Origin of the sequence: Sphingomonas turrisvirgatae, assembly GCF_001721295.1 — a bacterium.
In the GTDB taxonomy this organism is placed as follows: Bacteria; Pseudomonadota; Alphaproteobacteria; order Sphingomonadales; family Sphingomonadaceae; genus Sphingomonas; species Sphingomonas turrisvirgatae.
Map to the genome: position 1 here is coordinate 118,898 of NZ_MDDS01000075.1, position 12,758 is coordinate 131,655.

The 12,758-nt window shown below is 66.3% G+C and carries 15 protein-coding genes; 8 read left to right on the forward strand and 7 right to left on the reverse strand.

Annotated elements, in window-relative coordinates; translation table 11 throughout:
• Positions 1-68: 68 nt before the first annotated feature.
• The gene (gene secG, locus BFL28_RS18060) at positions 69-428 is read right to left on the reverse strand and encodes a preprotein translocase subunit SecG (RefSeq protein ID WP_069321957.1); all 360 of its coding nucleotides are present in this window, start codon (positions 426-428) and stop codon (positions 69-71) included.
• Positions 429-682: 254 nt separating this feature from the next.
• Between secG and BFL28_RS18065 the strand changes: the two genes are divergently transcribed.
• From BFL28_RS18065 to eda, 8 genes are all read left to right on the forward strand, one after another.
• Positions 683-1,042: a MarR family transcriptional regulator gene (locus BFL28_RS18065; RefSeq protein ID WP_069321903.1), complete on the forward strand. Its 360-nt coding sequence runs from the start codon at positions 683-685 to the stop codon at positions 1,040-1,042.
• Positions 1,043-1,067: 25 nt separating this feature from the next.
• Positions 1,068-1,352, forward strand: a complete 285-nt coding sequence (locus tag BFL28_RS18070) for an SH3 domain-containing protein (protein WP_338152264.1) — start codon at positions 1,068-1,070, stop codon at positions 1,350-1,352.
• A complete protein-coding gene (argC, locus tag BFL28_RS18075) occupies positions 1,349-2,293 on the forward strand; it encodes an N-acetyl-gamma-glutamyl-phosphate reductase (protein WP_069321904.1) in 945 nt (314 codons plus the stop codon). The genes BFL28_RS18070 and argC overlap by 4 nt, the downstream gene beginning before the upstream one ends.
• Positions 2,294-2,366: 73 nt before the next feature.
• Positions 2,367-3,824 (forward strand): glucose-6-phosphate dehydrogenase, encoded by a 1,458-nt coding sequence (zwf, locus tag BFL28_RS18080; RefSeq protein ID WP_069321905.1) that lies wholly within the window; start codon positions 2,367-2,369, stop codon positions 3,822-3,824.
• Positions 3,825-3,869: 45 nt separating this feature from the next.
• Positions 3,870-4,577, forward strand: coding sequence for a 6-phosphogluconolactonase (gene pgl, locus BFL28_RS18085; RefSeq protein ID WP_079247299.1), 708 nt, complete (start codon positions 3,870-3,872; stop codon positions 4,575-4,577).
• 91 nt (positions 4,578-4,668) lie between these two features.
• Positions 4,669-6,489, forward strand: coding sequence for a phosphogluconate dehydratase (gene edd / locus BFL28_RS18090; protein WP_069321907.1), 1,821 nt, complete (start codon positions 4,669-4,671; stop codon positions 6,487-6,489).
• A 113-nt stretch (positions 6,490-6,602) separates the two neighbouring features.
• Positions 6,603-7,577, forward strand: a complete 975-nt coding sequence (gene glk, locus BFL28_RS18095; protein WP_069321908.1) for a glucokinase — start codon at positions 6,603-6,605, stop codon at positions 7,575-7,577.
• The gene (gene eda / locus BFL28_RS18100) at positions 7,574-8,179 is read left to right on the forward strand and encodes a bifunctional 4-hydroxy-2-oxoglutarate aldolase/2-dehydro-3-deoxy-phosphogluconate aldolase (protein ID WP_069321909.1); all 606 of its coding nucleotides are present in this window, start codon (positions 7,574-7,576) and stop codon (positions 8,177-8,179) included. Before glk ends, eda begins: the two co-directional genes overlap by 4 nt.
• Before the next feature lie 223 nt (positions 8,180-8,402).
• Here the strand turns inward: eda and BFL28_RS21900 are convergent, their stop codons facing one another.
• From BFL28_RS21900 to BFL28_RS18130, 6 genes are all read right to left on the reverse strand, one after another.
• Positions 8,403-8,549, reverse strand: coding sequence for a GIY-YIG nuclease family protein (locus BFL28_RS21900; RefSeq protein WP_420911779.1), 147 nt, complete (start codon positions 8,547-8,549; stop codon positions 8,403-8,405).
• Between the two features lie 168 nt (positions 8,550-8,717).
• Positions 8,718-9,686: an endolytic transglycosylase MltG gene (mltG, locus tag BFL28_RS18110; protein WP_069321959.1), complete on the reverse strand. Its 969-nt coding sequence runs from the start codon at positions 9,684-9,686 to the stop codon at positions 8,718-8,720.
• A gap of 25 nt (positions 9,687-9,711) precedes the next feature.
• The gene (gene fabF, locus BFL28_RS18115) at positions 9,712-10,974 is read right to left on the reverse strand and encodes a beta-ketoacyl-ACP synthase II (protein WP_069321910.1); all 1,263 of its coding nucleotides are present in this window, start codon (positions 10,972-10,974) and stop codon (positions 9,712-9,714) included.
• A 110-nt stretch (positions 10,975-11,084) separates the two neighbouring features.
• Positions 11,085-11,321: an acyl carrier protein gene (locus tag BFL28_RS18120; RefSeq protein ID WP_066575645.1), complete on the reverse strand. Its 237-nt coding sequence runs from the start codon at positions 11,319-11,321 to the stop codon at positions 11,085-11,087.
• A gap of 222 nt (positions 11,322-11,543) precedes the next feature.
• On the reverse strand, positions 11,544-12,281 hold the full coding sequence (gene fabG, locus BFL28_RS18125) for a 3-oxoacyl-[acyl-carrier-protein] reductase (protein WP_069321911.1): 738 nt from the start codon (positions 12,279-12,281) through the stop codon (positions 11,544-11,546).
• Positions 12,282-12,329: 48 nt separating this feature from the next.
• Positions 12,330-12,725 (reverse strand): GxxExxY protein, encoded by a 396-nt coding sequence (locus tag BFL28_RS18130; protein ID WP_069321912.1) that lies wholly within the window; start codon positions 12,723-12,725, stop codon positions 12,330-12,332.
• Positions 12,726-12,758 lie beyond the last annotated feature (33 nt).

Genomic DNA, 12,758 nt, shown 5'->3' on the forward strand with positions numbered 1-12,758 from the left:
CCTCTATGCACAAGTTGGGGCAAGCGCCCGACTCCGGACGCCGCCAAATTAAATGATCGGTGTCGCCGTTAGTTGGCGAGCGGGACGGCGCTGTTGTCGGCCGGCGCTGCCGGAACGCCGGTCGGCTGCGTGGCCGGCAGCGGGCCGCTCGCCGGCACGCTCTGCGTCGGCGTGGTCGCGCGGCTGGTGTCGATCTCGTCACCGCCGCGCGTCGCCGCGATCACGGCCAGCGTGATGCTCATCGCGATGAACAGGCCGGCCAGCACGGCGGTCGCACGCGTCAGCAGATTCGCCGCGCCGCGCGCCGACATCAACCCCGACGGGCTGCCCCCGGTGGTCAGGCCGCCGCCTTCCGACTTCTGCATCAGGATCACCGTCACCAGCAGCGCGGCGATGATGGCATGGACGACGAGGAGGAAGGTGAACAGCATGTCGGTCTTTCGCGGGAAAGCGGCGACATAGGGGAGCGGCGCGCAAGGATCAACCGGGTGATGCTGCATCACGCCGCCCTGCGTCCGATGCGCCGTCCGTCGCCGCGCGGGCCTGAACCGGCTCGGGCCTGCATCGTCACCTTGGCGCAACATTTCGCCAAGCGCCTGAAACTCGTTGCCTATCGGGACGTTAATGTCCCCGAAAGCCCCGCTTCTTGCGGAACTGCAACCAAAAACGCGAGTGCCGTGCGATGAACGCGATGAGCGACCATTCGCTGTACAACTGGAAGTCGACGCTGATCGACTATGTCCGGTCGGGCGAGCCGGACCTTACCAACCGCCAGATGGCGCTCATGCTGCTGGTCTATCTCGATTCGGGACCGCACACGGTACGCGGGCTGGCGAAGGCGCTGAATGTCTCGAAACCGGTCGTGACGCGCGCCTTGAACAGATTGGGCAGCCTCGGCTATCTGCGCCGCCAGCGCGACGACACCGACAAACGCAACATCTTCGTCGCGCGCACATCGGAAGGGGCGGAGTTTCTTGCAGAATTCGGACAATTCGTCACCGGCGAACTCGGCGCAGGCCACGCGGTCCGGGGCGCCGCGTAGCCGATTCGCGCTGACCGGGCGATCGGTGCGGATCGATCCGCGCAACGATGCGGCCCGTCGCGACCTGGCCGATGTCCGCCTCGCCGACCGCGTGTTCGCGCCGCATTATGCCGCGCCGGTCGATTATGTTCTGGCCGCCCCCGCCCCGCTGCTTGAAAGCCGTGGGACCGACGCCGCACCATTGGCCCAGCTTGACACGGGCGATCGCTTCGAAGTGCTCGAACTGTCCGCAGGCATCGCCTGGGGCCGGGCGCCCGCGCTTGGTCTGGTGGGCTATGTCGCGGCGGATCGGTTGAAGCCGCTGTCATGACCATCACCGTTTTCATCGACGGCGCCGCCGGGACGACTGGCCTCGAAATCGCCGACCGGCTCGCCGGGCGGGCCGAGATCGAGCTGATCGCGCTCGCCGACGAGGATCGCAAGAACGCGAAGAAGCGCGCTCAAGCGCTCAACGCTGCCGATTTCGTGATCCTCTGCTTGCCCGACGACGCCGCGCGCGAGGCGGTCGAGCTGACCACCAACCCCGCCACTCGCATCATCGACGCCTCGACGGCGCATCGCATTGCCGACGGCTGGACCTATGGCTTTGCCGAGCTTGAGCCATCGCAGGCTGCGGCGATCCACGACGCACGGCTGGTCAGCAACCCCGGCTGCTGGCCGACCGGATTCCTCGCGCTCGTCCGCCCGCTGGTCCGCGCGGGCCTTATCCCGCCCGACTGGCCGCTATCGGCCAGCGGCGCGTCGGGATATTCGGGCGGGGGCAAGGCGATGATCTCCGAGTTCGAAAACGCCAGCGACGCCGGTGGCACCGACACCGCCTTCCGCGCCTATGGCCTTGGCCTTGAACACAAGCATCTGCCCGAAATGCAGAAGCACGCGCGCATCGAACACGCGCCGATCTTCCAACCCGCCGTCGCACGCGCTTATCGCGGCATGCTGATCGAAGTGCCGCTCGCGCTCCACGCCCTACCGCGCAAGCCGTCGGTCCAGGCGATCGAGGCAGCGCTGGCCGACGCCTATCGCGATTCTCCCGTGGTCTATGTCCTGCCCACAGAAGGCGTGGCGGCGCTGACCGTCGAGGAAGTCGCCGGCACCGATCGCATGCACCTGCGCGTGTTCGGCAACCCGGAACGCGGCCACGCCCGCCTCGTCGCGACGCTCGACAATCTGGGCAAGGGCGCCGGCGGCGCGGCGGTGCAGAACCTCAACATCATGGCCGGGCTCGACCAGACCGCAGGCCTGGTGCTTTAGGCTCGAAAAGCCAAAGCGCGCTTGCCCTGCGACGATCGGCCGCTAGGGATCGGCCACGTTCAACGGAGGCACGATGCGGGATCCATTCGGCAAATTGCTGCTTTTCGGCGCGACCGGCGACCTGGCGCAGCGCATGTTGCTGCCCTCGCTCTACGGCCTGCACGCCGATGCGCTTTTGTCGCCGGGTCTGACGATCACTGGCACGGCGCGGTCAAGCTTGTCCGATGCCGAATATCGCGACTTTGCCGCAAAGGCGCTGGCCACGCACCTGCCCGAAGATCGCAAGGACGAGGCGAGGATTGCGAGCTTTCTCGATCGTCTGCAATATCAGCCGCTCGATGCGTCGAAGACCGACGGCTTTGGTGCGCTCGCGGAAAAGCTCGGCGACATTTCCGATGGCCTCGCCATCTTCCTCTCGACCGCGCCCAGCCTGTTCGAACCGACCATTCAGGGTCTCGCCTCGGCTGGCCTTGCCGGCGACAATGTCCGCATCGGCCTTGAAAAGCCACTCGGCTTCGACCTTGCCTCAAGCTGCGAGATCAACGACGCCGTCGCCGCCGTCTTCCCCGAAAACCGCACCTTCCGCATCGATCACTATCTGGGCAAGGAAACCGTCCAGAACATCCTCGCGCTGCGCTTCGGCAATTCGCTGTTCGAGCCGGTGTGGAACGCGACCGGCATCGATCATGTCCAGATCACGGTCAGCGAAACCGTCGGGCTGGAAGGCCGCGCCGGCTATTATGACGATGTCGGCGCGCTGCGCGACATGGTGCAGAACCATATCCTCCAGCTGCTCGCGCTGATCGCGATGGAGCCGCCCGCCCGCTTCGACGGCACGTCGATCCGCGACGAAAAGGTGAAGGTGCTGCGCTCGCTGCGGCCCATCGTCGGGAAGGACGCCGCCAACCTCACCGTTACGGGCCAATATACCGGCGGCGCGTCGAGCGGAAAGATCGTGGCGGGCTATGCCGAGGAGCTGGAAAAGCCCTCGCGCACCGAAACCTTCGTCGCGATCAAGGCGCATGTCGACAATTGGCGCTGGCAGGGCATCCCCTTCTATCTGCGCACCGGCAAGCGCATGACCGAGCGCCGGTCCGAGATCGTCGTTCAGTTCAAGCCGGTGCCGCATTCGATCTTCGCCGAGCGCGGCGGGGTGCTGCAATCCAACACCCTCATCATCCGCATCCAGCCTGAGGAATATGTCCGCCTGCTAGTGATGGCCAAGGAGCCGGGCCTCGACCGGGAAGGCGTGCGGCTGCGCGAAGTGCCGCTGAACTTGAGCCTCGACCATGAATTTGCCAGCACTCGCCGGCGCATCGCCTATGAACGCCTGTTGCTGGATTTGCTGGAGGGCGATCCTACCTTGTTCGTGCGGCGTGACGAGGTGGAGGCGCAATGGCACTGGATCGACGCAATCCGCGCCGGCTGGGACGCCGCGGACGTCAAGCCAAAGCCCTATGCCGCGGGCACCTGGGGCCCGTCCGCTGCCGCCGGACTGACCGAACGCGACGGTGTAACGTGGAACGAGTAAGCGCGCTCGGGCGCTGACCGATATCCCAAGACAAGCGAGTGAATGATGGCCGAAGAAATCGAATGGTGGGACTATGAAGACGCCGAGGAATGGGCCGAAGCGCTCGCCGGCGACATCGGCTTCATCATCGAAAGCGCGATCGACGCGCGTGGCGGCGCGGTGATCGCGCTGCCCGGCGGCACCACGCCGGCGCCGATCTATGCCAAGCTCGCCAGTGCCAAGTTGGACTGGAAGCGCGTGACGATCGTCCCGACCGATGACCGGCTGGTCCCGCTCGGCGACCCGCTGTCCAACGTCACCGCGCTGGGCAAGACCTTCATTCCCAAGGGCGCGCGCGTCATCCCGCTGATCAGCGACAAGGCGGAGGACTATAAGGCCGCCGGCCGCGCCGCGGACGCACGGCTTCAGGACCTGCACTGGCCGCTCGACCTCGTCCTGCTCGGCATGGGCGCGGACGGCCACACCGCCTCGATCTTCCCCGGCCCCGATTATGACGAGGCGCTCGCCGGCCCCAAGGAGCGCCGCGCGCTCGGCGTCATGCCCGATCCCCTGCCCAAGGAAGCACCCCTCGCCCGCGTGACCCTCTCCGCCGCCGCCATAGCGAACGCCAAGTCGCTGATGATCGCGATCACCGGCGCGGAAAAGCGCAAGGTGCTGGAAAAGGCCGCCGAACAAGGCCCCTCGTCCAGCCACCCGATCGGCCGCGTACTGGCCGAGACCGACCTGCCGGTCGATATCCACTGGCACGAATGACCAACCTTCTTTCCCTCTCCCACCGGGAGAGGGAGGGAGCCGCGCAGCGGCGGAAGGGTGAGGGCGACAACATGAGAATGCAGGGCCGCGTATGACACTCCATCCCGAAATCGCCGCCGTCACCGATCGCATCATCGAACGCTCGCGCCCGGGCCGTGCCGCCTATATCGCGCTCATGGACGAACAGCGCGAGCATGGCATCGGCCGGCCGGGCCTCGGCTGCGCCAACCTTGCCCACGCCTTTGCCGGCACCAACGAGCAGCGCGAGCGGCTGAAGGACGGCCGCAGCATGAACATCGGCATCGTCACCGCGTACAACGACATGCTCTCGGCCCATGCGCCCTATTATCGCTATCCCGAACAGATGAAGGTCTGGGCGCTGGAGGCAGGCGCCACCGCGCAGGTTGCAGGCGGCGTGCCCGCGATGTGCGACGGCGTGACGCAGGGCTATGCCGGCATGGAACTCTCGCTGTTCAGCCGCGACACCATCGCGCTCTCCACGGCCGTGGCGCTCAGCCACAATGTGTTCGAGGGCGCCGCCCTGCTCGGCATCTGCGACAAGATCGTGCCAGGCTTGCTGATGGGCGCGCTGCGCTTCGGTCATCTGCCGATGGTGATGATCCCCGGCGGACCGATGCGCACCGGCATCGCCAACAGCGACAAGGCACGCGTGCGTGAGCTGTTCGCAGAGGGGAAGGCGACGCGCGACCAACTGCTCGACAGCGAAATCGCGGCCTATCATGGCAAGGGGACCTGCACCTTCTACGGCACCGCCAACTCCAATCAGATGATGATGGAGGCGATGGGCCTGCACATGCCGGGTGCCTCCTTCGTCAATCCGGGCACGAAGCTGCGTCAGGAACTTACCCGCGCCGCGGTTCAGCGCCTGCCGGAAATCGGCTGGAATACCAATGACTACCGCCCGATTGCTCGCACCGTGGATGAACGTGCGATCGTCAATGCCGCGGTCGTCCTGCTCGCCACCGGCGGCTCGACCAACCACCTGATCCACCTGCCCGCCATCGCGCGTTGCGCCGGAATCCTGATCGACTGGGAGGATTTCGACCGCCTCTCGCGCACCGTGCCCCTGCTCGCCCGCGTCTATCCCAACGGCTCGGCCGATGTGAACGGGTTCGAGGATGCCGGTGGCCCCACCTTCGTGATCCGGGAGCTGCTCAAGGAAGGTCTCCTGCATCGCGATATCGTCCCGGTCGCCGGCGACAGCCTCGCCGACTACACGCGCAAGCCGGATCTCGACGGCGACCGTCTGGTCTGGCGCGACCATGGCGAGACCAGCGGCGACGACAGCATCCTGCGCACCATCGACGCGCCCTTCTCGCCCGAAGGCGGCTTCCGCATCCTCGCCGGCAATCTCGGCCGCGCCTGCATCAAGGTCAGCGCCGTGCAGCGCGACCGCTGGATCATCGAAGCCCCCTGCCGCGTGTTCGATGACCAACAGGGCGTGCAGGACGCGTTTAAGGCCGGCGAACTCGATCGCGACGTCGTGGTCGTCGTCCGCTTCCAGGGCCCCCGCGCCAACGGCATGCCCGAACTGCACAAGCTCACCCCGCCGCTCGGCGTGCTTCAGAACAAGGGGTTCCGGGTCGCGCTCGTCACCGACGGGCGCATGTCGGGCGCCTCGGGCAAGGTCCCGGCCGCGATCCACCTCTCGCCCGAGGCACTGGGCGGCGGTCCGATCGGCAAGCTGCGTAACGGCGACCTCGTCCGACTTGATGCCGAAGCGGGCGTGCTCGAAGCGCTGGTCGATCCGGTCGAGTGGGCCGCGCGTGAGCAGGCCGTGGCCCCCCCGGCGCACCATGGCATCGGCCGCGAGCTGTTCGCCCTCATGCGCCACACCGCCAGCGAGGCCGAAGCCGGCGCGTCGGCCATGCTCGCCGCTGCGGGGCTGTGAACGGCCGCGCCCAACAGCCGTCATCCCGGCGAAAGCCGGGATCTCGGGCGGCTCCATCGTCGCGCTTGCGGCACCAGATCGCGGCGTTCGCCGGATGACGGGCTAGAGGTCGAATGGAAGTCGTCGCAGTCGATATCGGGGGCACGCACGCCCGCTTCGCCATCGCCACGGTCGAGGCTGGCCGCGTCGTCGCGCTCGGCGAGCCGGTCACGCAAAAGACCGCCGAACACTCCAGCCTGCAACTGGCATGGCAGGCCTTTGCGGAAATCGCCGACCGTCCCCTGCCTCGTGCCGCCGCCATCGCCGTCGCTTCGCCGGTGAATGACGAGCTGATCAAGCTCACCAACAATCCCTGGATCATCCGCCCGCTGCTGGTGAAGGAGCGGCTGCAAGTCGACGCCTTCACCATCGTCAACGATTTCGGCGCGGTCGGCCATGCCGTCGGCCAATTGCCCGACAGCGACTTCGTCCATCTCTGCGGCCCCGACACGCCCTTCCCGCAAAAAGGCTCGATCACCGTCTGCGGCCCCGGCACGGGCCTCGGCGTCGCGCAGGTGTTCCGCCCCGGCCCGGGCGCCGGCTATCACGTCATCCAGACCGAGGGCGGGCATATCGACTTCGCCCCGCATGACGAGATCGAGGATCGCCTGGTCCGCCACCTTCGCCCCAGCTACACCCGCGTCTCGGCCGAGCGCATCGTCGCCGGACCCGGCATCGTCGGCATCTACGAAACGCTTGCCGAGATCGAGGGGCGCTCGGTTGCCCGCCTCGACGACAGGGCGATCTGGACCCTGGCGCTGGAGGGCAAGGACGCGCTCGCCGCCGCCGCGCTCGACCGCTTCTGCCTCGCCCTCGGCTCGGTCGCGGGCGATCTCGCACTCGCACACGGTCCGACCGGCGTGGTCATTGCCGGTGGCCTCGGCCTGCGGCTCAAGGATCGCTTGCTCGACTCGGGCTTCGGTCAGCGCTTCATTGCCAAGGGCCGCTTCCAGTCGCTAATGGCCGGCATTCCGGTCAAACTCATCACGCATCCGCAACCAGGCCTTTACGGCGCCGCGGCCGCTTTCGCGCAGGAGCATGTACAATGAACATCGAAACCATCATGCGGACCAGCGCGGTCATACCGGTTCTGGTGATCGACAACGTCGCCACGGCGCGCCCCCTCGCCGAAGCGCTGGTTGCCGGCGGCCTCAAGGTGCTCGAAGTCACCCTGCGCACGCCCGCCGCGCTCGATGCGATCCGCGAAATGAAGCAGGTAACCGGTGCCATCGTCGGCGCCGGCACGGTCGTGAACACCGACCAGTTCGCGCAGGTGATGGACGCCGGCGCCGAATTCATCGTCTCGCCCGGCCTCACCGAACGCCTGGGCAGCGTGATCGTCGAAAGCGGCGTCCCCTTCCTCCCCGGCATCGCGAACGCCGGCGACATCATGCGCGGCTATGACATGGGCTTGCGCCACTTCAAATTCTTCCCCGCCGAGACCAGCGGCGGCCTCAAATCGCTGAAGGCGCTCGCAGCACCCTTCTACGAAGCGAAATTCTGCCCCACCGGCGGCGTATCACCGACCACCGCCCTCGACTGGCTCGCCTTCGACCCCGTCCTGTGCGTCGGCGGCAGCTGGGTCACGCCAAAGGGCGCGAGCTACGAGGAAGTCGAGCAGCTGGCGCGCGCGGCCGCAGCACTCAGGTAAGCCGGCATCCCGGCGAAAGCCGGGATCTCAGGCGGCTCCATCCCAGCCAGCCGTCATCCCGGCGGAAGCCGGGATCTCAGGCCGCCAACACCCGCCCTCGCCGGCTACCCATTGATCCGCTCGAACAGATCAACCCGGGATGGGATGATCTGTTCGACCAACGCGATCTTCCAATCCCGCTTCCACTCCTTGATCATCTTCTAGCGAGCGATCGCATCGACGATCAGCTCAGCCGGCTCCGCGAACACAAGCGCGTCAGATTGTACCGCTTGCAGAAGTTCGATCCCTCGCCCGCGCAATGCTGCGTCACTCGCGCTGCCAGATCGGCGCAGACGCCGGTGTAAAGCACCCCACGCGGCTTGTTGGTCATGATATACACCCAACCGCCGCGCGCCATCCGTCGTCCCTACCGTCGCGCTCGTGGCCCGAGATCCCGGCTTTCGCCGGGATGACGGACTCGGCCCTTGTTCGTCATCCCGGCGAAAGCCGCGATCTCATGCGGCTCCATCCCGAACACCCAGCGCCGCGAACCAAAACCCTACATCTCCCCCCGCGCTCGCCGCAGCGCATACCATTTCTGCACATTGGCATTATGCTGCTCCAGCGTGTCGGCAAAGATATGCCCGCCGCTGCCGTCCGCCACGAAATACAGCGCGTTCGTCTGCTCGGGGTCCAGCACCGCGTCGATGCTCGCCCGGCCCGGGTTGGCGATCGGCCCGATCGGCAATCCGGCGCTGGCATAGGTATTATACCCGTTCTTCGCCTGAAGTTCCGACCGCAGGATGCGGCGCCCCAGCGGCTTGCCCTTGGTCACCGGATAGATCACCGTCGGATCGGCCTGCAGCGGCATCCCGCGCTTCAACCGGTTGGAATAGACGCCCGCGACCATCCGCCGCTCCTCGGGCTTGCCCGTTTCCTTCTCGACGATCGAGGCAAGGATGATCGCCTCCTCCGGCGTGTTCACCGCGATCCCTGGCTTCCGCTTCGCCCACGCCGCCGCGAGATATTTCGTCATCGCCGCCTGCATGCTCGCCAGCACCTTCGCCCGCGTGTCGCCGCGCGCATAGGCATAGCTGTCGGGCAGCACCGATCCCTCTGCCGGCACCGCGACCGACCCGTCCAGGTGCGGCGCGGCCATCAGCCGCTCGTGCACCATGATCGATGGCATCCCTTCGGGCACCATGACGAAGCGTTGCAGCGTCTTGCCGCCCTGCATCATCTTGAGCACGTCCGACTGGCTGATCCCCGCCGGAACGCGGTACTCGCCGGCCTGGATCGGCGCATCGTCGCCAAAGATGCGCGCCATCCACAGGAAGGTGGTGGCATCGCCGATCGCGCCGGCCTTTTCCATCGCCTGCGCCGCGGCCGACAGCGTCGCACCGGCCGGCACTTCGACCGTCACATTCGCCTTTGCCGGCCCCGCTCCGCCCCATTGGCTGACCGCCCAGAACGCCGCACCCGCCAGCGCGAGCATGACGAGGACACCGAAGCAGCCGAGTTTACGCACCACTGCTCCGGCCCTCCCGATCGGGTCAGTCGACCGCCTTCATGACCAGCGACGCGTTGGTCCCGCCAAAGCCGAACGAATTGTTCAGCACGGCCTTCACCTTCCGCTCCTTGGCGGTGTGCGGCACCAGGTCCACGCCCGCGCAATTCTCGCTCGGATCGTCCAGGTTCAGCGTCGGCGGCACGATCCCGTCGCGCATCGCCAGGATGCAGAAGATGCTCTCCACCGCGCCCGCGCCGCCCAGCAGGTGGCCGATCGCCGACTTGGTCGAGCTCATCGACAGCCCGCCGATCGCGTCGCCGAACAGGCGGCGCACCGCGCCCAGCTCCAACTCGTCGCCCAGCGGGGTCGAGGTGCCGTGCGCGTTGATGTAATCGATGTCGCTCAGCGCCAGGCCGGACTTCTTCATCGCCATCTGCATCGAACGGAACGCGCCCGACCCTTCCGGATGCGGTGCGGTCACGTGATAGGCGTCGCCCGACAGGCCATAGCCGACGACCTCGGCATAGATCTTCGCGCCGCGCGCCTTGGCGTGCTCATATTCCTCGAGCACCACGATGCCCGCGCCTTCGCCCATGACGAAGCCGTCGCGGCCCTGGTCCCACGGCCGGCTCGCGCGCCACGGTTCGTCGCGGAACCCCGTCGACAACGCGCGCGCCTGACCGAAGCCCGCGATGCCGATCGGACAGATCGTGCTTTCCGCGCCGCCCGCCAGCATCACGTCGGCGTCGTCCATCGCGATCATCCGCGCGGCGTCGCCGATCGAATGCGCGCCGGTCGAGCATGCCGTCACCACCGCGTGGTTCGGCCCCATCAGGCCGTACTTGATCGAAACCTGGCCTGAGATCAGGTTGATGAGGCGCCCGTGGACGAAGTGCGGCGAAACCCGCTTCGGCCCCTTCTCGGCCAGCACCAGCGATTCGCTCTCGATCCCCGGCAGTCCGCCGATGCCCGATCCGATCGAGCAACCGGCGCGCAGCCGCTGTTCCTCGGTCATGTCAACGAGGCCCGCGTCCTCGATCGCCTGACCTGCGGCATCGATGCCATAGACGATGAACGGATCGACCTGGCGCTGGATCTTGTGATCCACCCGCTTGCCCGCGTCAAAGCCATATTCGTGGTCGGCCGGCTTCACTTCGCAGGCATAGTTGCTCTGGAAATCGGTCGCATCGAATCGCGTGATCGTACCCGCGCCGGATTTCGACGCGATGATGTTCTTCCACGCGGTTTCGACCTCCGCACCCAGCGGGGTCACGAGGCCAAGGCCAGTCACGACGACGCGGCGCATATCTTCTCTCCGAACTCTTCTGCACAACGAAACGGCTCCCAACCCCTTTCCGGGACCGGAAGCCGTTCGTCAAATCCTGCCCAGCCGGGCCGGCATGGCGGCGAGGCCGCTTAGCCCTGATTCTCGTCGATATAGGTGATCGCGTCCTTGACGGTCGTGATCTTCTCGGCGGCATCGTCGGGGATCTCGACGCCGAATTCCTCTTCGAACGCCATCACCAGCTCGACGATGTCGAGGCTGTCCGCGCCCAGGTCGTCGATGAAGCTCGCGTCCTCGGTCACCTTCTCGGCTTCGACGCCGAGATGCTCGACGACGATCTTCTTCACGCGATCGGCGGTCTCGCTCATACCCTGTTCCTTCTAGATTGAGACGTTTTTGGAATTTCCTGAACGCAGGTAGAACGGCAATCGGCCCTGCGCAAGAGGCGGAATCCCCCTCTCCCATCGGGAGAGGGGAGGGACCCGCTCGCGCAGCGAGTGGGAGGGGTGAGGGCGACCGGCCTCTCGATCACCCTCACCCTTCCGCGCCTGCGGCGCTTCCTCCCTCTCCCACAGGGAGAAGAAATTCGCTCAGATCATGGCCATCCCGCCGTTCACGTGCAGCGTTTGTCCGGTGACATAGCCTGCTTCCTTGCTGGCCAGATACACCACCGCCGCCCCAATATCCTCGCCCGACCCCAGATCGCCGGCCGGAATCTTGGTGAGCAACGCGGTCTTCTGCGCCTCGGGCAGCACGTCGGTCATGGCCGACCGGATAAAGCCCGGCGCGACGCAGTTCACCGTGATGTTGCGGCTCGCCAGCTCTTGCGCCAGCGCCTTCGACATGCCGACCAGCCCTGCCTTGGACGCGGCATAATTGGCCTGCCCCGGATTGCCGGTCGCGCCGACGACCGAGGTGATCGAGACGATCCGGCCATAGCGCGCCTTCATCATCGGCTTGGCGGCCGCGCGGATCAGGCGGAACGCGGCCTCCAGGTTCACGCGGATCACCTGATCCCACTCCTCGTCCTTCATCCGCATGGCAAGGTTGTCGCGCGTCACGCCGGCATTGTTGACCAGGATGTCGATCTTCCCCAGCGCTTCCACGGCCGAAGGCACCAGCGCATCGACCGCCGCCCCGTCTGACAGGTTGCAGGCAAGCGCGACATGCTCCCCGCCCAGTTCCGCGCGAAACGCCTCCAGCTTCTCGGCATTCGATCCCGAAACCGCCAGCCGAGCCCCCTGCCCTGCCAGCGCCTTCGCAATCGAGGACCCAATCCCCCCCGAAGCCCCCGTCACCAGCGCGGTCATGCCTGTAAGGTCGAACATTGAAACACTCCGAAATAGAGAAAGAAGAAAATGGTTCGCGCAAAGGCGCTAAGACGCAAAGCCGTTGTGGCTGTTGATGACGCGGCGCACGCCTTCCTTCAGGGTTTCGCCGCCGAAATTAACGAGCAGCCCAAGGGGCTGCTCCATCAGACGCAGATAGGTCAACAGCTGCTTGACGTGAACGCCGCCCACTCGCTCGACCGACTTGATCTCGACGATCAATCCGGGTCCAACAATCAGATCTACCTTGAAAGCTCCGTCGAACTGCATGCCGTTGAAGGTAAAGTCGATCGGCTGTTGCCGAATGACAGAATGGCCACGGCGACGCAGTTCGGCGGCGAGCACCGCTTCGTAGACGCTCTCAAGCAGACCCGGCCCAAGTTGCCGATGCAGCAAAAGCGCTGCATCGATGACATCGGCCGCCGCTGCCTCAAGCTCGTCCATCTTCGCGCCTTTGCGCCTTTGCGTGAACCATTT

Bases quoted from the DNA above. Each gene is read 5' to 3' on its own strand.
- BFL28_RS18065 (WP_069321903.1), top strand. From the start codon at position 683: ATGAACGCGATGAGCGACCATTCGCTGTACAACTGGAAGTCGACGCTG.
- fabF (WP_069321910.1), bottom strand. From the start codon at position 10,974: ATGCGCCGCGTCGTCGTGACTGGCCTTGGCCTCGTGACCCCGCTGGGT.
- BFL28_RS21900 (WP_420911779.1), bottom strand. From the start codon at position 8,549: ATGACCAACAAGCCGCGTGGGGTGCTTTACACCGGCGTCTGCGCCGAT.
- zwf (WP_069321905.1), top strand. From the start codon at position 2,367: ATGCGGGATCCATTCGGCAAATTGCTGCTTTTCGGCGCGACCGGCGAC.
- pgl (WP_079247299.1), top strand. From the start codon at position 3,870: ATGGCCGAAGAAATCGAATGGTGGGACTATGAAGACGCCGAGGAATGG.
- argC (WP_069321904.1), top strand. From the start codon at position 1,349: ATGACCATCACCGTTTTCATCGACGGCGCCGCCGGGACGACTGGCCTC.
- glk (WP_069321908.1), top strand. From the start codon at position 6,603: ATGGAAGTCGTCGCAGTCGATATCGGGGGCACGCACGCCCGCTTCGCC.
- eda (WP_069321909.1), top strand. From the start codon at position 7,574: ATGAACATCGAAACCATCATGCGGACCAGCGCGGTCATACCGGTTCTG.
- BFL28_RS18130 (WP_069321912.1), bottom strand. From the start codon at position 12,725: ATGGACGAGCTTGAGGCAGCGGCGGCCGATGTCATCGATGCAGCGCTT.
- fabG (WP_069321911.1), bottom strand. From the start codon at position 12,281: ATGTTCGACCTTACAGGCATGACCGCGCTGGTGACGGGGGCTTCGGGG.
- edd (WP_069321907.1), top strand. From the start codon at position 4,669: ATGACACTCCATCCCGAAATCGCCGCCGTCACCGATCGCATCATCGAA.
- BFL28_RS18120 (WP_066575645.1), bottom strand. From the start codon at position 11,321: ATGAGCGAGACCGCCGATCGCGTGAAGAAGATCGTCGTCGAGCATCTC.